The sequence below is a fragment of the Pseudomonas helmanticensis genome, assembly GCF_900182985.1.
In the GTDB taxonomy this organism is placed as follows: Bacteria; Pseudomonadota; Gammaproteobacteria; order Pseudomonadales; family Pseudomonadaceae; genus Aquipseudomonas; species Aquipseudomonas helmanticensis.
On record NZ_FXUY01000001.1, the window covers coordinates 4,379,208 to 4,398,719 of the forward strand.

Sequence of the window (19,512 nt, forward strand, 5' to 3'; positions counted from 1 at the left end):
AATCCTCAGCGGATGTGTTTAGAATGCCCCTCGTCGCGAAAACCCGGACGTTGATTGCGGGACCGCGACACAGGGTGAAACCGACCACTAAAACAAGAACGAAGACGTGCTCAATGACTCAGGGCGAGAACGGTACGACCGACTCGATCCGAAGCTGAGACGTCATAGCATGAAGGTGCCAGGACGGCAGTTTCAGCGTGGGATGCCATGAATTTCATTCTTTACTCGGACGTCAACGACAGCTCCATCAGCCAGAGCCTGGGGCGTCCCGAATACAGCTATTACTTCGTGCTCAAGGCCTATCGCCCGGTGCTGGAAAGCCTTGGACGAGTGCATGTGGTGTCGTCCACCGCCGAGGTCGACGCGCTTTACCGCCAACTGCTCGCCGCCGGTGAAGACAGTGTCTTCCTGTCGTTCACCCCGCCGCAGAAAACCCCGGTCGATCTGCAATGCCCGACGATGTGCGTGGTGGCGTGGGAGTTCGATTCGATCCCTGATGAGCAGTGGGACAACGATCCGCGCCAGGACTGGACGCAGATGCTCGCGCGGCAGGGCCGGGTGATCACCTTGTCGAGCCACACCGCGCGCGCCATTCGCCGAGCCATGGGCGAAGACTTTCCGGTGTTGGTGCTGCCGACGCCGCTGTGGGAAAACTTCGCGGCAATCCGTCAGCAGCATTTGCCGGTGCCGGTCAATCCGGGCGCCGCGCTGGCGATCAAGGGCTGCATTTTCGATACGCGCACGCTGGGCCTGTCCGCCGATGCGCTGATCCCGGCGCCGCTGAGCGCTGAAGAAGAGGCCGCACTGGCCGCCGAACTCGAAGCCGCCCGCCCGCCACCGCTGACCTTCAAGCGGCGCCTGATCATTGCCCGGCATTACTTGCGGCTGTGGGCGCTGGATCTCGGGCGTCAGCAAGCCGAGCCGGTGCCGCGGGTCAAATTTCTGCACAACTGGTATTGGGAAGGTCTTCGCGATCTGTTCGCGGACAACCTGCACGGCTGGCTCGAAAAACGCCTGCCGGCAATCTGTGGCCCTCAACCGCTGCCGCTGATCGAACCGCCTCCGCTGGATCTGCCGGACACCACCTCGGTGGTCGAAACCCGCGTTGACGGCGTGGTCTACGTCACCGTGTTCAATCCCAAGGATGGCCGCAAGAACTGGCATCAACTGATCACGGCGTTCTGCTGGGCGTTTCGTGAAACGTGCGACGCGACGCTGGTGCTGAAAATTACCCAGAACGATCTGGCGTCCTACTACAGCGAGTTGATGACCTTGCTCGCGCAGCTCACGCCGTTCGCCTGCCGGGTGGTGGTGATGCACGGTTACCTCGACGACGCGCAGTACGCCAGGCTCTATGCCGCCGCGAGTTTCTACGTCAATGCCTCGCGCTGCGAAGGCCTGTGCCTGCCGTTGATGGAGTTCATGTCCAGCGGCAAACCAGTGATCGCGCCGGATCACACAGCGATGGAAGACTACATCGATGATTCAGTGGCATTCATGGTCAAGTCCAGCGAAGAGCTGACCATCTGGCCGCAGGACACCCGCATCATCTATCGCACCCTGCGATACCGTCCGGATTGGGGCTCGCTGAAAAACGCCTACGAACACAGCTACCGCACGGCCAAGGCGCCAACCCCGGAATATCAGCGCATGTCGGCTGCTGCCATCCAGCGCATGCACGACTACTGTGGTTTTGCCCCGGTGCAAAAGCGCATGGCGGATTTTTTCGGCCTGGTGCCGCAGACCACGGATGCCGCGCCAGTGACGGATAACGCCTCATGCTGATCATCATTCATTCGGAAACCAACCAGCACACCATCGCGCAGAATCTCGGGCGTTCGGAGTACAGCTATTACTTCGTGCTCAAGGAGTATCGGCCGGTGCTCGAGCGTCTCGGGCGCGTGGTGGAAGTGGCTGATCCGCAGCGTGAAGTCGATGCGCTGTACCTGGAATGCCTGAGCCGCGGCGAGCCGTGTGTCTTTCTGTCGTTCTCGCCACCGCATCGCACGCCGGTGCATCTGGCCTGCCCGACGCTGCCGGTGTTTGCCTGGGAATTCAGCACCATCCCCAACGAAGCGTTTGCCGGTGAACCGCGCAACGACTGGCGCAGCGTGCTGCACGCGTGCGGCGCAGCGATCACCCATTCCAGTTACACGGTCAACGCCGTGCGTGAGGCGATGGACGCCGATTACCCGATCGTCGCGGTGCCTGCGCCGGTCTGGGACCGCTTCGCTGCACGCGGCGCGCAATCGCAGGGGCAAGCATCGCCCGAGTCGTTTCGCCTGAGAATCAAAGGCCTGGTTGCCGACAGTCGAGCACTCGATCTCAATGCGTTCGGCCCCAAGCATTTGCGCAGTGGCAAGGGCATTGATTTTGCCGCGCCAGTGACCGAGCAGGAACTGCGGCTCGACGGCGTGGTGTACACCTCGGTGTTCAACCCTGGCGATGGGCGCAAGAACTGGGAAGACATGCTCAGTGCCTTCTGCGTGAGTTTTCGCGAGGTCGACGACGCCACGCTGGTGCTCAAGCTCACGCACCATGATGCCGAAGAAGCGCTCGGCGATATCCTCCATCACCTGTACAAAAACCAGTCCTATCGTTGCCGCATCGTGCTGATCTACGGCTATCTCGCCGATGCCGATTACGAGCAACTGGTGCAGGCCACACGTTACGTGGTCAACACCTCCTACGGCGAAGGCCAATGCCTGCCGCTGATGGAGTTCATGTCCTGCGGCAAGCCTGCCGTGGCTCCGCGCACCACGGCAATGATCGATTACCTGAGCGCCGACAACGCGTTCCTGATCGAGTCCACCGACGAACTCACGGCGTGGCCACACGATCCGCGCAAGGCGTTCCGCACGCTGCGTTACGCGACCAATTGGGCATCGTTGTGCCAGGCCTATGAGGCCAGTTACGACGTGGCCAAAAATCATCCGGCGCGTTACGCACAGATGGCGGCGCACGCCGTCAGCAGCCTGCAGGGTTTCTGCAGTCAGGCCGTGGCCGAGCAGCGCTTGCAGGCGTTCTTCGCGCAGTTGTTCGAGCGCCACACCGCCACCGTGGAAACCCCTCAAGCATGAACAGCAAACGGATCATGGACATTGAAGTCCTGCGCGCGATTGCCGTGCTGGGTGTGCTGTTTCATCACCTGCAAGGCAGTCTGTTCACCGATCCGGTGCCGCTGCTGGAAAAAATCCATGGCTGGGCGCAACCGTGGTGGGGCGTCGATCTGTTCTTCGCCATCTCCGGATTTGTCATCGCCCGCAGCCTGATCCCGGCGCTGCAAGGCTGTACGACTCGCCAGGACTACTGGCAGCAGACGCGCAACTTCTGGCTGCGCCGGGCATTTCGACTGTTGCCGTCGGCATGGTTATGGCTGGCGCTGATGTTGCTGGCGTGCCTGTTCCTGAATCGCTCAGGAGCGTTCGGCACGCTGTCCGCCAACCTGCAAGCGACGTTGGCGGGCGTCTTCCAGTACGCCAACTTCCGCTTTGCCGACAGCTTCTTTCATTACGAATACGGCAGCAGTTTCGTCTATTGGAGTCTGTCGCTGGAGGAGCAGTTTTACCTGCTGTTCCCGCTGCTGATCGTGCTGTGCCGCAAGCATCTGGTCTGGGCTTTGCTGGCGCTGGTCGCGGTGCAGCTATTCACTTTGCGCACGCCGCTGCTGATGGTGGTGCGAACCGATGCGCTGGCACTCGGCGTGTTGCTGGCGATGTGGAGTGCGCAACCTGGTTATCAGCGCTGGCAGCCGACGTTCTTGCGTCGACCGTGGGCCGGGGTTGCGGCGTTGCTCGTGATCGCAGCGCTGTTGAGCTTCATGGCCACCGACCGTTTCACTTTTGCCAACTACCGCATCGGTTCGATCGCTGTGCTCAGCGCGCTGTTGGTGTGGATCGCTTCGTACAATCGCAATTACCTGATGCCGGCCGGTGGCGTTCAGCGTTTGCTGGCCTGGGTGGGCAGTCGTTCCTACGGTATTTATCTGATCCACATTCCGGCCTATCAACTGGTGCGTGAGTTGATCTTCCGGTTGCAAAGCGCCGGCCTGCCAAGCCCGGCCGGACATCCGATCGTCACGCTGTTGCTGGCGTTCGGGCTGATCGTGCTGCTCAGTGAACTCAATTACCGCTTCATCGAAATGCCTATGCGCAATCGCGGTACCGCGCTGGTCAAGCGCCTCGGTACCTCGCCAACCGCCGTCCCATCCTCTGGAGCCACCTCATGCTGAGCCTTTTGAAGAAACTCACGGCGGGCACGCCGGCACCCGCCCCTGCGCAGCCTGTTGCGGCGACCGCCGAGAAAACCGACCCGTACATGCTTGGCCTGCACGATGCGATGCTCAGTGGCTGGTTCAATCAGGAAACCGGCGAGCTGTTCAAAGGTTTTCCGGTGAGTGCCGACGACACGCTGCTCGACGTCGGCTGCGGTGACGGTGGCAACGTGCACTTCTGCGGCATGCGCGGGGCGAAGATCATCATTGCCGACATCGATGGCGCCAAGGTCGAAGCCACCCGTCAGCGCCTCAGCGATACCCCGGCGCGGGACATCGAATGCCATGTCACCGATTGCAATCCGCTGCCGATTGCCGATGCCACGGCGACTCGCGTGGTCTCTACCGAAGTCATCGAACACGTCGACGATCCGGCGCAGTTTCTCGCCGAACTGGTGCGCGTCGGCAAACCTGGGGCGCTGTACTTGCTGAGCGTGCCGCATCCAAGCTCCGAAGACCTGCAGAAAGACATCGCTGCGGCGGAGTACTTCCAGAAGCCCAACCACATTCGCATCATCAGCGAAGAGCAGTTCAAGGCGATGGTCAGCGAAGCGGGGCTGGAGGTCATAAGCCACAGTCAGTACGGTTTTTACTGGTCGATGTGGATGTTGCTGTTCTGGGAAGCCAAGGTCGACTTCAGCAACCCCGATCACCCGTTACTCAATCACTGGGCCGATACCTGGAAAACGGTACTGGACTCGCCGCGTGGCGCGCAGATCAAGCAGGCGCTGGATGCCGTTGTCGCCAAAAGCCAGGTGATCATCGCCCGCAAACCCACGGCATCCCTGTAGGCGCTGCGGCACGCTGCGATCTTTTGATCTGGATTGTAAAAAACCGGATCAAAAGATCGCAGCCTCGTTTCACTCGACAGCTCCTACAGGGTTTTTGTGTAACCTTGCGGTCTCGTGGTGTCAGGGATTGGGAAGGTATGCGGTTTATTGTGGGTCTGTTCCTGGGCGTCTTGCTCTTGGGTTGCGAGCAGCGCGACCCGCCTGCCCTCGACCAACAACTCTATATCTGGCAACGCCAATGGACGCCGGCCCATGAGGCGGCGTTGAGCGGTAGCCATGATGACTTCTCGACATTGCGCGTGCTTGCGCTGCAAGCCTTCCCGAATGCAGGGTGGAGCCGGACGCGGATCGATTCACGGTTGTTGCAAGCCGATGGCCGCCCACTGATTGCGGTGATTCGTCTCGACGGTCAGCTGAAGTCGCTGGATCAGGATCAAGCCACCGCGCAGATTCTTCAGCTGCTCACAGAGTGGCAGGCGCAAGGCCTGACGCTGAGTGGCGTCGAGATCGACCACGATGCCGGTAACGCGCGTCTGCCGGACTATGCCGAGTTCCTCAAGCATCTGCGTTCGGCATTGCCGACGAGCCTGCCGCTGAGCATTACCGCGCTACCGGCCTGGCTCAGCAGCCCACAATTGCCGACACTCCTGCAAACCGTCGACAGCAGCGTGTTGCAAGTCCACGCCGTCAGCGATCCACGCCGAGGTTTGTTTGATCCTGCGCAGGCGTTGCAGTGGGCGAAAGACTGGGCGCGCGTTACCGACAAGCCGTTCTATCTCGCGCTGCCAGCCTATGGCGTGGCGTTGTTGGCGGACGACGGCGGGGCGCCGGTGGTGGAAAGCGAAGTGCAGCTTGAACGAGGCGGCGAGCGTCGGGAGTTGCTGGCTGATCCGCTGCAACTGAGCCAACTCGGCAAAACCTTGCGCGACGACCCACCGGCACATCTCGCTGGGTTGATCTGGTTTCGCTTGCCGCTGGCCAACGACCGCCGCGCCTGGAGCCTGACCACGTTGGGCGCTGTGGCTCGGGGCGATGCGTTGAATGGTCAGCTCGGCGTGACGTTCAGCGAACACAACGGTCTCTACGACATCAAACTCGACAACCCCGGCAACCTCGACAGTGCCTGGCCCGCGCAAATCACCTTGAAGGCGCAACGCTGTGAAGGCGCCGACGCGCTCGCCGGTTATGCGTTGCAACAAAGCGCGGATCTGCTTACCTTCACCCGCCTGCGCGACGGCCGCTTGCCGGCGGGCGGACAACGCGCCATCGGTTGGGCGCGTTGCGCACATATTGATCAAGGAGGTTCGCATGTTGACCCGTAACTGGCCCCGCCATCTGCTCTGCCTGAGCCTCTGCTTGCCGCTCGGTTCGGCGCTGGCCTGCGGCCCGGACTTCCCGATGCGCCTGCTCGACAATCGCGGGCAAACCCTGGCAGATCTGCCTGAGGGCAGCTTCCACTTTGAACTCAGTCGTCTCGGTAAAGCCATCGCCGGGCTGAACAGTGTCACCGCTGCGACGCACAATCCGGACGACCTGTACGGCGAGGAAAACGCCGCCGTCGAGGCTCGGGAAAAGGCCGAACAGGCCGGTTTGAGCGTCGAACAGCAAGCGCTGGTCAAGCAACTGCGCGGGCTGACCGATGCACGTCAGGTCGACGTGCAGGGCGCGAGCCTGCCGGCGGAAATCCGTTTGTACGTGGCCGGTGCGGTGGCGTTTGCCACTGGCGAGCATCAACTCGCGGTCGAATATTTCAACAAGCTGCTGGCGCTGCCGGCGGATCAGCGTCCATTGCGCAGCACCTGGGCGGCGTATTCGCTGGGGCGTAGCTGGTTTGCCATGAGCAGCGAAGGCGCGGATACGGTCGCGGCGCTGGAGCGATCGCGTGAGGCTTTCCGCCAAACCCGGCAGTTGAGCATCGACGGTTTCAGCGATCCGCTGGAGCTGGGGGTTGCCAGTCTCGGCGAAGAGGCGCGGGCGGTGCGCACGGCCGGCGACTGGAGCGGCGCCATCGAACTGTACGAAGCGCAAAACCTGCATGGCTCGGCGGTGGGTTACACCTCGCTCAAGCAATTGATGAACGAATTGGCGGAGTTGCCCGAAGCCGAACTGGCGGAGTTGCTGCAGCACAAATCGGTGCAACAACTGGTCACGGCCTCGCTGGTCAGTCGCCAGGGCTGGTCGTTTGGCGATGAGCCGCCGAACGAGAAAAAACTGGTGAAGCTGCTGCAAAACAGCACGCGCGGCAGCCTCGAAAACGCTGATCGCCTGGCAGCCATGAGTTATCAACAAGGCGATTATGCTGGCGCCAAGGCCTTCCTTGAAAACGCCGGTGATGGCGGACTCGCGTGGTGGTTGCGAGCAAAACTGGCGGTGCGCGACGGCGATAAAAATGCCGCCGCCGCAGCCTATTCGAAAGCCGCGCAAGCCTTCCCGCAGAAAGAAGACTGGGGTTATCGGCGCACGCCGGACTGGGCTTATGAAAGCCTTCAGCCGAAATGCCGGGTCGAGGGTGAAAGTGCGATCCTGGCGTTGCAGCGCGGCGAATACCTGCAAGCATTCGTGCAGTTGTATCGCAGCAATAGCACTTATTGGTTCGATGCGGCGACCGTCGCTGAGCGTGTGTTGACGCTTGCCGAGCTCAAGCAGTACGTCGATGAAAATGTCCCGGCACCGCCGGCGTTGACCCAGCAGGAGCGCGACAACTACGTTCCCTTGCCGGTCGCCGCCAGCCTGCGCAACCTGCTCGGTCGTCGCCTGCTGCGTGAGGGGCATTACGCCGAAGCGGTCGCTTATTTCGACAATCCCGATTTGCAGAACAAGGCCCGACTCTATGGCGAGCAACGGTTGAAAGCCGATTCCGCGTGGTGGCCGACCAAACGTGCCAGTGCGTTGTATAACGCGGCGTGGACGGCGCGCGAGTGGGGCATGGACATTCTTGGCTACGAGATGGCACCGGACTACGCCACCTTCGGCGGCAACTACTCGCTGGAAACCACGGAACTCAAGGTCGGCCCGCTGGTTTCCGAAGCCGAAGTACAGCGTCAGAAGGCCAGTGAGGCGCAGCCGGATCAGCGTTATCACTATCGTTTTGTGGCCACGGCCCTGGCCAGTCGCGCCGCCGACAGCCTGCCGCATACCAGCCAGGCATTTGCCGCTGTGCTGTGCAACGCCGCCGGCTGGAACAGTAGCCTGGACGAGCAGAGCACGCTGTATCAGCGTTACGTCAAGGAAGGCGCGTTCGTGCCGTGGGCGGTGGACTTCGGCAATCAATGTCCGTACCCGGATTTCGAAAACGCCGACAAACGTTACGTCACCCAGGTCACGGACGCTGTGCGCACGACGCTGCGGCCGTACAAATGGCCGGTGCAGATTGGCGCGATTGTGCTGGTGACGGCGGCGGCATTGCTGTTGATCACTCGTCGCCAACGCAAGAACCGTAAAGGCTAGGCCTGCTGGACGAAAGTCAGGCGTAGCGCAAAGCCGATCAACAGGCTGCCGAACAGCCATTGTTGAACGCGCTGGGCCGTTGGACTGTGATGCAGCCAACGGCCCAGCGCGGCACCGGTCAGCGCGTAGGCGCTGTCGAACAGCAGCCCGACGCCGACCAGCAAGCCACCTAACAGGGCGAACTGGCTCAGCACTGGCGCGCCATCATTAACGATGAATTGCGGTAGCAGCACCGAGCAGAACAGCAGTGCCTTGGGATTGAGCAGGTTGGTCAGCAAACCGCGACGAATCGCTTCGCGCCACTGTCCATGGCTGTCGGCAATGTCGCTGGCGTTGAGGTTCGGCAGCAGCGTGCTGCGCAGGCATTGAATGCCGATCCACAGCAGATACGCGGCGCCTGCCAGCCGTACCACTTCGAATGTCCACGGTGCCGCCTTGAACAGCGCCGCCAGCCCCAGCGCCGCCAACGCGACATGGCAACCCCGAGCAATCCCCAGGCCGATCGCGGTGGCCAATGCGGCTCCGCGACCCTGACGTGCGCCGGTTTGCAGTAGCAGGATCATGTCCGGTCCGGGCAATAGATAAACCACTGCCAGCGCCAGGAAAAACAGCCAGAGACTTGCCATGTTGCCGCCCTTTCGTTGTCGATTCGGTGGTCCAAGTCTAGGGCGCAAGGGTGGGGCAGGTGCTTGCGTAGTTGGCTTCAAAAAAGCTCGGTATTGGCATAACCTGCTTCTTTTTGTGTTTCAACCATCAGGATCTGCCAAGCATGAAACTCGACGCCTTTGACCGGAAGATTCTTGCCGCGCTGCAACGTAACGGACGCCTGAGCAATGTCGAGCTGGCGGATGAGATCGGTTTGTCGGCATCGCCATGTCTGCGCCGCGTGCGCATGCTGGAAGAAGCGGGGGTGATCCGTGGCTATCAGGCCAATCTGGATCGCGATGAAGTGGGGCTGGGGCTGACGGTGTTTGTCGGGGTCAAGGTCGAGCGCCATAACGACGAGCAGGCGGAAGCGTTCTACCGGGCGGTGACGGCGTTGCCGGAGGTGATTTCAGCGTTTCTGGTGTCCGGTGAATCGGACTTTCTGCTGCAAGTGGTGGTGCCCGATCTGCGCGCGTATGACCGTTTTCTCAGCGGTTGTCTGCTGAAACTGCCAGGCGTGAGTGATATTCGCAGCAACTTTGCGATTCATACGGTGAAGACGCCGGGGGCATTGCCGCTTGGGCATCTGCCTGCCTGAAGAGCAAAGATCGCAGCCTTCGGCAGCTCCTACAGGGGTACGCATTTCATCCCCTCGACATTCATCGCCGCCTGCCGCAACGCCTCCGACCGTGTCGGATGCGGATGACAGGTCAGCGCAATGTCCTCGGCCGAAGCACTGAACGCCGTCGCCACACAGAACTCGCCAATCATTTCGCTCACGCTCGGGCCCACCAGGTGCACGCCGAGTACTTCGTCCGTGCGCTCGTCGGCGAGGACTTTGGCAAAGCCTACGGTCTCGTGGTTAACCTTTCCCGGGCCATCGATGTGGCCCCAGCCCTTGATCCAGTCGACCTTGTTCTAAAATTTCGAACGCAAAATGTGCGTTTGTGGACATTTCGGTCAAGGCTTCAGGCAAGCGACAGGTTGGGCGCCATTGAATAAGCGCAATTGTGTACGAATATTTCACGCTTTTCGTTATATCGTAACGATATGAACAGCGAGCCAATGATGTTGGGGTGATATGCAAGTCGATCTGGAGGTTGATGGCACGCAAGTGACCGGACTGCCGCGCTTTCAACAGGCGGCCACGCAGGGCAGACGATTGCGGCGTTGGGCGATCGGCTTGGGTGCATTGGCGGGTGCGGGCTGGGTGCTGGCGTTTTTTGTCGGGTTATTCGCACCGCAATCACTGTGGTTGCCGCTTTTGGTCAATCAGAGCGCAGCATTGCTGGTGTTGGTCGCAGGCCTGCAATCGGCTTGGTGGGTGACGCGCTGGCGCGCAGGGGTGATGAATCCTCAGGCGTTAACCCCGCTGGTGGTTGACGGGCCTCCCGCAGCCGATGGCTGGTATGAGCGCCTGCTCGATCGCCTTAGTCAGCGTGGCCTGCATCTGCTCGGGCAGATTGGTGCAGCGACGTTATGGTTGGGCGGGTGGGCGTTGCTGGTGCTACTTGGCATCGAGCAGGCGTGGAATCTGGCATTGCCGGCCGCCGCTGTCGGACTGTCCGCTACGGTGGGCGCGACGCTGGCGTTGCTGTTGGCGTTCGGTCTGTTGGTGCTGGAGCGGCAACTGGCCCAGGAAAATCCTGCGCAATGGCCAGAAGCAGGTTCGTTGGCACAATTGACGCGTGTCTCGATCATCAGTCTGGTGTTGGGTGCGGTGTGTTTGTTGTTTGCCGGCGAAAACTCCGTGTGGCCGGTTCGCGTTGCTGTGCTGATGGGTATTTTGCCGGGATTGGTCGCGATCGAGCTGCTATTGCGTGCCGTTCTTTCGGTTTTTAGCCCGCATCGCGAACAGCTCGAACCGCCGCTGCTGGCGCGCAGTTTTTTTGCCGACATGTTGCGTTGGCCGCCGCAGCCGCTACTCGCGTTGCAGCACGAATTGCACAACCGTTTCGGCATCGATCTGCGGCAGATCTGGGCTTTCAGTTACATGCGTCGTGCCTTTCTACCGGTGCTGGCGCTGGTCGCGGTGGTTGGCTGGTTGCTCACCGGTATTCATGAAATCCCGCTGCAAGGCCGTGGCATCTACGAGCGTTTCGGCAAACCTGTGGAGGTCTTCGGTCCGGGCTTACATAGCGGTTTACCGTGGCCTCTTGGGCGGGTGCTGAGCGTCGAAAACGGTGTAGTGCATGAGCTGGCAACCAGCGTCGGTGAAAACCCGACGCCTCTGCAAGCCGATCCCGCTGAGGGGCCGGCGCCGATGACGGCCAATCGGTTGTGGGACGCTAGCCACGTCAATGATAAATCCCAGGTCATCGCCAGCAGTCGGGGCGAGCAGCAGAGCTTTCAGATCGTCAACATGGACGTGCGGTTCGTCTATCGCATTGGTCTGAGCGATCAGGCAGCGCTGGCCGCGACCTACAACAGCGCCGATGTTCCGACGCTGATTCGCAGCACCGCCAGCCGGATTCTGGTGCACGATTTTGCCTCGCGCACACTGGACGGTTTGCTTGGAGCGGACAGGGTAGGGCTGGCCGATGAAATCGGTCGCGCGGTGCAGGATGATCTGCAAAAGCTCGACAGCGGAGTGGAAATTCTTGCCACGGTGGTCGAAGCCATTCATCCACCGGCCGGCGCCGCCAATGCCTACCACAGTGTGCAAGCGGCGCAGATTGGCGCGCAGGCGTTGATCTCGCGGGAGCGCGGCGCCGCCGCTGAAGCGAGTAATCAGGCGCAACTGCAGGCCAGCCTTGCGCGCGATCAGGCCAGCGCCAATGCGCGTGAAATCAACGCAGCGGCGCAGGCTGCGGACCTGAAATTCGCTGCCGAACAAAAAGCCTATGCCAGTGCCGGTCAGGCATTTGTGCTGGAGCAATACCTCGGTCAGCTCAGCCAAGGTCTGAGTAAAGCCAAATTGCTGATACTCGACCACCGCCTCGGCGGCAGCAACGCGCCGACCATCGACCTGCGTACGTTCACGCTGCCGGCTGACCCGACGCCCGCGCGCACCACCGCTCAACCAGGAGTTAGCCATTGAGCCAGTCGCATACTCACGAACCGCATGATCACAGCGGCCACGATCATGGTCGCGGCGGGCATCACCATCATCATGGTCATCATCACCACGGCGCGCCGGAAGAGGCGGGGCCGTTCCCGTGGCGACGCATGGGCTGGGCGGCGTTGCTGGTGGTATTTGCCATTGCTGCGGCGAGCCTGGTGCAAGTGCGCTCCGGCGAGGCCACGGTCATCACCCGTTTTGGTAACCCGTCGCGAGTGTTGCTCGAACCGGGTTTGAGCTGGCGCTGGCCGGCGCCGTTCGAGGCTGCGATCCCGGTCGATCTGCGTCTGCGCACCACCTCCAGCGGCTTGCAGGATGTCGGTACGCGTGACGGTTTGCGCATCATTGTGCAGGCGTATGTGGCTTGGCAGGTGCAGGGCGATCCGGACAATGTGCAGCGCTTCATGCGCGCGGTGCAGAATCAGCCTGACGAAGCGGCACGACAGATTCGCACCTTCGTCGGCTCGGCGCTGGAAACCACCGCGAGCAGTTTTGATCTGGCGAGTCTGGTCAATACTGACGCCAGTCAGGTGCGCATTGGCGATTTCGAAGCGCAATTGCGTCAGCAGATTGATCAGCAGTTGCTCGCCACTTACGGCGTGCGCGTGGTGCAGATTGGTATCGAACGTTTAACCTTGCCGTCGGTGACGCTGACCGCGACGGTCGATCGGATGCGTGCCGAGCGCGAAACAATTGCCACGGAACGTACGGCGATCGGCAAGCGAGAAGCGGCGCAGATCCGTTCTGCCGCCGAACGCGATGCGCGAATTGTGCAAGCCGATGCGACGGTGAAAGCCGCCGATATCGAAGCGCAATCTCGCGTCGAAGCGGCGCAGATCTACGGTCGTGCTTACGCCAGTTCGCCACAGCTCTACAACTTGCTGCGCTCGCTGGATACGCTCGGCACCATCGTCACGCCCGACACCAAACTGATTCTGCGTACGGATGCCGCACCATTCCGCGTGCTGGTCGATGGCCCGCCAACGCTCGACAGCAAAAGCGGATCGCAGCCATGAGTGAAGAAGTTCCACGTGGAACACATTCGCTCAATAGCCCATGGATTCAAGCGGGACGTTTGGCGTTTTTTGCCTTGTACGCGGTGACGGTACTGGCCGCATTGGCTTGGGCGTTCTCCAATGTGCGGCAGATCGACCCGCAGAATCGCGCGGTGGTTTTGCACTTTGGCGCGCTGGATCGCATTCAGAATGCCGGTCTGTTGTTGGCGTGGCCCCAGCCATTCGAGCAAGTGGTTTTGTTGCCAGCGGCGGATCGGGTCATCGAGCGCCGTGTGGAAAACCTGCTGCGCACGGATGAGGCGCTCAAGGCTGATCGGGTCGCCTCGTTCGCGACACCCTTGAGCGATGCATTGGCCGGCTCTGGTTATTTATTGACCGGTGACGCCGGTGTGGTGCAACTGGATGTCCGCGTGTTTTACAAAGTCACCGACCCGTATGATTTTGTCCTGCAAGGAGAACATGTCTTGCCGGCACTCGATCGTCTGGTGACACGCAGTGCTGTGGTACTGACAGCCGCGCGGGATCTGGACACCATTCTGGTCGCCCGACCGGAACTGATCGGTGCCGATAATCAGGCTGCCGAGCGTCGTGAAAAACTCCGTGGTGATCTGGTGCAAGGCATCAACCAACGTTTGGCGAACTTGAAGGCGAGCGGCCAGGGCATCGGCATTGAAGTAGCGCGAGTCGATGTGCAATCGAGTTTGCCGGACCCAGCGGTCAGCGCTTTCAACGCGGTCTTGACCGCCAGTCAGCAAGCCGACAAAGCCGTGGCCAACGCACGCACTGACGCCGAGAAACTCACTCAAACCGCCAACGAACTAGCTGACCGAACGTTGCAGGTCGCCCATGCACAGGCCGGCGAACGCCTGGCGAAAGCTTCTGCCGACACCGCCACCGTATCGAGTCTGGCCAGCGCCACCGACCCGCAAATGCTCCTGCGTCTGTACCGCGAGCGCATGCCGAAGATTCTCGGTCAGTCCGGATCGGTGACCACGGTCGACCCGAAAGACGATTCCCGCCTGATCATTCAGGGAGCCAGTAAATGAGCGCGACCACTGCTGCACCGAGCCTGTTGTCCTCGGCCGAACAACGCCGTGCGGCGCGTCAATTGACCTTGGCCATGCTCGCACTGGGTCTGCTGAGCCTCGGCTTGATTTGGCGCTGGATGATCCCGGAACAAACCGGCGTCAGTCAGTTACTGCTGGGTTTTGCCTCTTTATTGGTGGCTGTCCCGGTAATGCGTTCGGCGTGGTACAGCCTGCGTTACCCGAGTCTGCACGGGATTACCGATCAGTTGATCGCCTTGGCAATGCTTGGGGCGTGGGCGACCGGCGATCTGCTGACTGCGGCGTTGCTGCCGATCATCATGATCTTTGGCCATGTGCTGGAAGAGCGCAGCGTGATTGGTTCGCAGGAAGCGATTCATGCCCTCGCCCAACTGACCCGCAGCCACGCGCGTAAGGTTCAGGCGGATGGTTCGATCATCGAAGTGGATAATGGCACGCTGAAATCCGGCGACAGGGTTGAGGTGCGAGCCGGAGATCGGGTGCCGGCGGACGGTCGGGTACTGTCCGGACAGGCCAGCCTCGATACGGCCTCGATTACCGGTGAATCGGTGCCGGTGGAAGCGGGCGTCGGCATGACAGTGTTCGGTGGTGCAATCAACCTCGATGGTCTGCTGCGCATCGAAGTGACCCGCACGGGCGATGAATCGACACTGGGCAAAGTCATTGCCCTGATGCAAAACGCCGAACGTTCGAAGCCGCCAATTACCCGTTTGCTCGAGCGTTATGCCGGCAGTTACATGGTGTTGGTGTTGCTGCTCGCGGCAGTGACCTGGTTTATCACCAATGATGCGCAAGCGATGCTTGCCGTGTTGGTCGCGGCCTGTCCGTGCGCATTGGTGTTGTCCGCCCCGGCGACGGCGATTGCCGGTGTGGCGGTGGCGGCGCGGCACGGCATTCTTATCCGCAGTTCGGCATTCCTCGAAGAACTGGCCGACCTCACCTCGCTGGTGGTCGACAAGACCGGCACTTTGACATATGGCACCTTGCGTTTGCAGTCGATCAACAGTCCGTGCGCCGATTCATCGACGGTCATGGCGTTGGCGGCCAGTCTCGGCGCGGCGAGCAGTCACCCGGTCAGCCGGGCTCTGGCGGGGCTGGTCAGTCAGGACGCGTGTTGGTCACTCAAGGATATTCATGAGCGCCAAGGCCTGGGTGTGGTCGCCATGACCGAGCAGGGCGAGGCGGCATTGGGCCGACCGGAGTTGTTTGGCCACCTGGGCATCGCCACGACAGCCGTGCCTGAGCACGACGGTCCGATTGCCGGCCTGGCGCTGAACGGTGAATTCCTCGCCTGGCTGTTGCTCGCCGACAGCGTCAAACCGGAAGCCCGCTTTGCCCTCAATGAGTTGCGTGAACTGGGGCTCGGACGGCAACTGTTGCTGACCGGTGATCGTCAGAGCGTGGCCCAGGCCCTGGCGCGAGATGTCGGCTTGCACGAGGTTGAAGCGCAAGCCTTGCCCGAGGACAAACTCAATCGCGTGCTCAAGGAAATCGACAATGGTTTCCGGCCAATGGTGGTCGGCGATGGCATCAACGATTCGCTGGCACTCAAGGCCGGTGTGGTCGGCGTGGCGATGGGCGTTGGCGGTGCCGACATCGCACTGGCCTCGGCCGACATCGTGCTGATCGGCAGTGACCTGCGCCGACTCGGCACCTGTGTGCGGCTGAGTCGTCAATGCCGGCGAACCTTGCAGGTCAACGTGATCATCGGTCTGGGCTGGACGCTGGTGATCGTGGTGTTCGCTGCATTCGGCTGGCTCGGCGCTGCCGGGGCGATGATTGCTGCGTTGCTGCATAACCTCAGCACCTTGCTGGTACTCGGCAACGCCGGACGTTTGCTGCGTTTTCAGGAGCCGCTGTTGAAGCTCAAGGAAGAAACCTGAAACTATTTTTCACACTTCTGTAACGCCGTCAGGGTCGCCCTCTCTAGTGCTATGTCGGGACTGAACAACCTTCCAGCCGACACCCCCTGACGATTACCGAGGATAAGAAAAATGACTATCAAGACCGCTGCTGCTGGTGCCGCTCTCGCTTTGGCCGCCGCCACGATGTTTGCCGGTGTCGCGACCAACGCAATGGCTGCCGATGCCAATGTTCACTGCTACGGCGTGAATGCCTGCAAAGGCCAGAACGACTGCAAGACCAAAGACCACGCCTGCAAAGGCATGGGTTCGTGCAAAGGCCAGGGCTTCAAGGCGATGACTCAGACGGCTTGCGACAAAGCAGGTGGCAAGGTCGGCGAATAACTGACCGGCAAGTGCCGCCGCAGTGGTTAACGCCACTGCGGCCACTTTTATCAGGAGTCCGCTCATGCCTGCTGTTCATCCTTTCCTTGGTTACGGCCTCGGCTTGCGTAGTGCCTATTACCAGCAGATCCTCGAACAGTCGCCGCACGTCGACTGGTTTGAAGTGGTCTCGGAAAATTTCATGGTGCAGGGCGGCAAGGCCCTGTATTACCTCGACGCCATCGCCGAGCGCTATCCGTTGGTGATGCACGGAGTGTCCTTGTCCATCGGTGGGCCGCATGCCCTCGATCCGGACTATCTCAAACAACTCAAGCAACTTGCTGACCGGGTCAAACCGGCATGGATCTCCGACCACTTGTGCTGGAGCCGTGGCAACGCGCATCAGTTGCATGATCTGCTGCCACTGCCGTACACCGCCGAAAGCCTTGTGTACATCGCCGGGCGAGTCGCGCAAGTGCAGGACGTGTTACAGCGGCCACTGGTGCTGGAGAACGTCTCCAGTTATGTGCGCGCCGCGTCGGATGATTTCACCGAGTGGGAATTTCTTGCCGCTCTGAGCCGGGAGAGCGGCTGCGAGTTGCTGCTGGACGTGAACAACGTCTACGTCAGTTCACGCAATCACGGTTTCGATCCGTGGGCCTTCATCGAGCATCTGCCTGTCGATAAAGTCCGCCAGTTGCACCTCGCCGGGCACAGCGACTATGGCGACTACGTGATCGACACCCATGACCATCCGGTGAGCGATCCGGTCTGGGCGCTGTATCGACGCACCTTAGAACACTTCGGCCCGGTGGCCACGTTGCTCGAGCGCGATGATCATTTTCCGCCCTTCGAAGAATTGCTCGATGAATTGCACACCGCGCGTGAACTGGGCGACCAGGTCCTGGCCAGGAGGCAACAATGCGCCTGAAAGAATGGCAACTGGCGTTCGAAGCGTTTCTGCTCGATGACGGTGCCAATGCCAATATGGCGTTGAGTGACAGCCTGATCGGTGGCCCGACACTGGATATCGACACTGGGCTGGCGATCTATCACAACGCCTACAAGGCGCGGTTGCTGGAAGTGCTGCGTGATGACTTTCCGAGCATCCTGCACTGGATGGGCGATGAAGAATTCGAGCGGCTCGCCACCGCGTACATCCGCGAAAACCCTTCAACTCATTACAGCCTGCGCTGGCTGGGTAGAGGCTTCGAAAGTTTTATCCGCGAGCATTTGATCCCGCAGCAGAGTGCCCCCTTGGCCGAATTGGCAGCGATGGAATGGGCATTCACCCTGGCCTTTGATGCGCCCGCCGGTGAACCGCTGACGATTGCAACAATGGCGACACTCGCCCCTGAAGAGTGGCCCGAGCTACAAGTCAAACCGAGCCCATCGTTGCAGTGGCAGATGTGCCGCTTCAATAGCCTTTCTCTGTGGCGGTCGCTGAAAGAGCAATCTGAATTTCCTGGCAGTACCACGCTGGAAATCCCTCAGGTCTGCCTGATCTGGCGTAACAACCTGATCTGCAACTACCGAAGCCTTGAACCTGCGGAAGCCGACGCGCTGAGTGGCTTGTTGCACGACGGCTGGAAATTCTCCGAACTGTGCGCTGCGCTGGCAGTCATTTATGGTGAGGGCGCACCACTTCAAGCTGTTACCTGGCTGAAACAGTGGGTTGAGGAAGGCTTGCTGGAGCGTCTGCAACGATAGATTTGGCTAATTAAATCGATAGCCTGCTATTTTTCAAGGATGGTCTACCCTCAGATCTGACGGTCTGAAACAAGGGGGATTTTCCATGCTCGCGCAACTTCCACCGGCCTTACAGAATCTGCAGCTACCGCTTCGACTGCGGCTCTGGGACGGCCATGAGTTCAATCTGGGGCCGGCGCCCAGCGTCACCATCGTGGTCAAGGACCCGCTGATGGTTACCCAGTTCACCCACCCAAGCCTTGATGCGCTGGGAGCGGCATTCGTTGAAGGCAAGCTCGAACTGGAGGGCTCGATCAGCGAGGTCATCCGGGTCTGCGACGAATTGAGTAATGCGTTGCTCGGCGACGATGACGACAGTCATCCTGTGCGCACCTTGCACGACAAGGAAACCGACGCCAAAGCCATCTCCTACCACTACGACCTGTCCAACGCGTTTTACCAGCTCTGGCTGGACAGCGACATGGCGTATTCCTGCGCGTATTTCGAAACGGGTAGCGAAACCCTGGAGCAGGCGCAGCAAGCCAAATTCCGCCATTTATGCCGCAAGCTGCGTTTGCAGCCGGGCGAATACTTGCTGGATGTCGGCTGCGGCTGGGGTGGTCTGGCACGTTTTGCCGCACGCGAATTCGGCGCGAAAGTCTTTGGCATCACGCTGAGCAAAGAACAACTGGAACTGGCGCGCGAGCGCGTGAAGGCCGAGGGCTTGGAGCATCAGATCGAACTGCAACTGCTCGACTACCGCGATCTGCCCCAGGACGGGCGTTTCGACAAAGTGGTCAGCGTTGGCATGTTCGAGCACGTCGGCCACGCCAATCTGGCCGAGTACTGCAAAACCCTGTTCGGCGCGGTGAAGGAGGGCGGTCTGGTGATGAACCACGGCATCACCGCCAAACACACCGATGGCCGTCCGGTGGGACGCGGTGCTGGCGACTTTATCGAAAAGTACGTGTTCCCCAATGGCGAGTTGCCGCACCTGGCGATGATCTCCGCCGAGATCAGCGAAGCAGGGCTGGAGGTTGTCGACGTCGAAAGCCTGCGCCTGCATTACGCTCGCACGCTCGATCACTGGAGCGAGCGGCTTGAGGACAACCTTGAGGCGGCGGGCAAGCTGGTCCCGGATCAAGCGCTGCGTATCTGGCGTCTGTATCTGGCCGGTTGTGCTTATGCGTTTGCGCGCGGCTGGATCAATCTGCACCAGATTCTTGCTGTGAAAACGCATCCGGATGGCAGTCATGAACTGCCATGGACGCGCGACGACATCTATAACCCTTGAACCT

16 protein-coding genes and 1 pseudogene are annotated in these 19,512 nt (G+C 60.7%); 15 read left to right on the top strand and 2 right to left on the bottom strand.

The window, feature by feature from the left end; genetic code table 11:
• Positions 1-207: 207 nt before the first annotated feature.
• The 6 genes from QOL84_RS19505 to QOL84_RS19530 all read left to right on the top strand — a co-directional run bounded on the left by QOL84_RS19505 (position 208) and on the right by QOL84_RS19530 (position 8,511).
• Entirely contained in the window at positions 208-1,785 is a 1,578-nt protein-coding gene (locus tag QOL84_RS19505) for a glycosyltransferase (RefSeq protein ID WP_283438245.1), read from the top strand.
• Positions 1,779-3,080: a glycosyltransferase gene (locus QOL84_RS19510; RefSeq protein WP_283438246.1), complete on the top strand. Its 1,302-nt coding sequence runs from the start codon at positions 1,779-1,781 to the stop codon at positions 3,078-3,080. Before QOL84_RS19505 ends, QOL84_RS19510 begins: the two co-directional genes overlap by 7 nt.
• Positions 3,077-4,231, top strand: a complete 1,155-nt coding sequence (locus QOL84_RS19515; protein ID WP_283438247.1) for an acyltransferase family protein — start codon at positions 3,077-3,079, stop codon at positions 4,229-4,231. The genes QOL84_RS19510 and QOL84_RS19515 overlap by 4 nt, the downstream gene beginning before the upstream one ends.
• A complete protein-coding gene (locus tag QOL84_RS19520) occupies positions 4,225-5,064 on the top strand; it encodes a class I SAM-dependent methyltransferase (RefSeq protein WP_129386865.1) in 840 nt (279 codons plus the stop codon). The genes QOL84_RS19515 and QOL84_RS19520 overlap by 7 nt, the downstream gene beginning before the upstream one ends.
• Before the next feature lie 137 nt (positions 5,065-5,201).
• Positions 5,202-6,386, top strand: a complete 1,185-nt coding sequence (locus QOL84_RS19525; RefSeq protein ID WP_283438248.1) for a DUF3142 domain-containing protein — start codon at positions 5,202-5,204, stop codon at positions 6,384-6,386.
• Entirely contained in the window at positions 6,373-8,511 is a 2,139-nt protein-coding gene (locus QOL84_RS19530) for a hypothetical protein (RefSeq protein ID WP_283438249.1), read from the top strand. The genes QOL84_RS19525 and QOL84_RS19530 overlap by 14 nt, the downstream gene beginning before the upstream one ends.
• Here QOL84_RS19530 and QOL84_RS19535 read toward each other — a convergent pair.
• Entirely contained in the window at positions 8,508-9,137 is a 630-nt protein-coding gene (locus QOL84_RS19535; protein ID WP_129386856.1) for a LysE family translocator, read from the bottom strand. The two genes, QOL84_RS19530 and QOL84_RS19535, sit on opposite strands and share 4 nt — an antisense overlap.
• 143 nt (positions 9,138-9,280) lie before the next feature.
• On the opposite strand from QOL84_RS19535, the gene QOL84_RS19540 reads away from it, so the two are divergent.
• A complete protein-coding gene (locus QOL84_RS19540; RefSeq protein WP_007912013.1) occupies positions 9,281-9,754 on the top strand; it encodes an Lrp/AsnC family transcriptional regulator in 474 nt (157 codons plus the stop codon).
• Positions 9,755-9,783: 29 nt separating this feature from the next.
• Here QOL84_RS19540 and QOL84_RS19545 read toward each other — a convergent pair.
• Positions 9,784-10,026, bottom strand: a pseudogene (locus QOL84_RS19545) (dihydrolipoyl dehydrogenase); the annotation flags it as partial.
• 211 nt (positions 10,027-10,237) lie between these two features.
• Here QOL84_RS19545 and hflK (QOL84_RS19550) point away from each other — a divergent pair.
• From hflK (QOL84_RS19550) to cfaB, 8 genes are all read left to right on the top strand, one after another.
• Positions 10,238-12,196, top strand: a complete 1,959-nt coding sequence (gene hflK, locus QOL84_RS19550; protein WP_283438250.1) for a protease modulator HflK — start codon at positions 10,238-10,240, stop codon at positions 12,194-12,196.
• Positions 12,193-13,233: a protease modulator HflC gene (gene hflC, locus QOL84_RS19555; RefSeq protein ID WP_283438251.1), complete on the top strand. Its 1,041-nt coding sequence runs from the start codon at positions 12,193-12,195 to the stop codon at positions 13,231-13,233. Before hflK (QOL84_RS19550) ends, hflC begins: the two co-directional genes overlap by 4 nt.
• Positions 13,230-14,279: a protease modulator HflK gene (hflK, locus tag QOL84_RS19560; RefSeq protein ID WP_283438252.1), complete on the top strand. Its 1,050-nt coding sequence runs from the start codon at positions 13,230-13,232 to the stop codon at positions 14,277-14,279. Before hflC ends, hflK (QOL84_RS19560) begins: the two co-directional genes overlap by 4 nt.
• A complete protein-coding gene (locus QOL84_RS19565; RefSeq protein WP_283438253.1) occupies positions 14,276-16,183 on the top strand; it encodes a heavy metal translocating P-type ATPase in 1,908 nt (635 codons plus the stop codon). Before hflK (QOL84_RS19560) ends, QOL84_RS19565 begins: the two co-directional genes overlap by 4 nt.
• Positions 16,184-16,294: 111 nt before the next feature.
• Positions 16,295-16,546, top strand: a complete 252-nt coding sequence (gene bufA2 / locus QOL84_RS19570; RefSeq protein ID WP_283438254.1) for a BufA2 family periplasmic bufferin-type metallophore — start codon at positions 16,295-16,297, stop codon at positions 16,544-16,546.
• Positions 16,547-16,610: 64 nt separating this feature from the next.
• Positions 16,611-17,456, top strand: a complete 846-nt coding sequence (gene bufB / locus QOL84_RS19575) for an MNIO family bufferin maturase (protein WP_283438255.1) — start codon at positions 16,611-16,613, stop codon at positions 17,454-17,456.
• The gene (locus tag QOL84_RS19580; RefSeq protein WP_283438256.1) at positions 17,447-18,235 is read left to right on the top strand and encodes an HvfC/BufC N-terminal domain-containing protein; all 789 of its coding nucleotides are present in this window, start codon (positions 17,447-17,449) and stop codon (positions 18,233-18,235) included. Before bufB ends, QOL84_RS19580 begins: the two co-directional genes overlap by 10 nt.
• Positions 18,236-18,320: 85 nt before the next feature.
• Positions 18,321-19,508, top strand: coding sequence for a C17 cyclopropane fatty acid synthase CfaB (gene cfaB / locus QOL84_RS19585; RefSeq protein ID WP_283438257.1), 1,188 nt, complete (start codon positions 18,321-18,323; stop codon positions 19,506-19,508).
• The last annotated feature ends 4 nt before the right edge of the window (positions 19,509-19,512 follow it).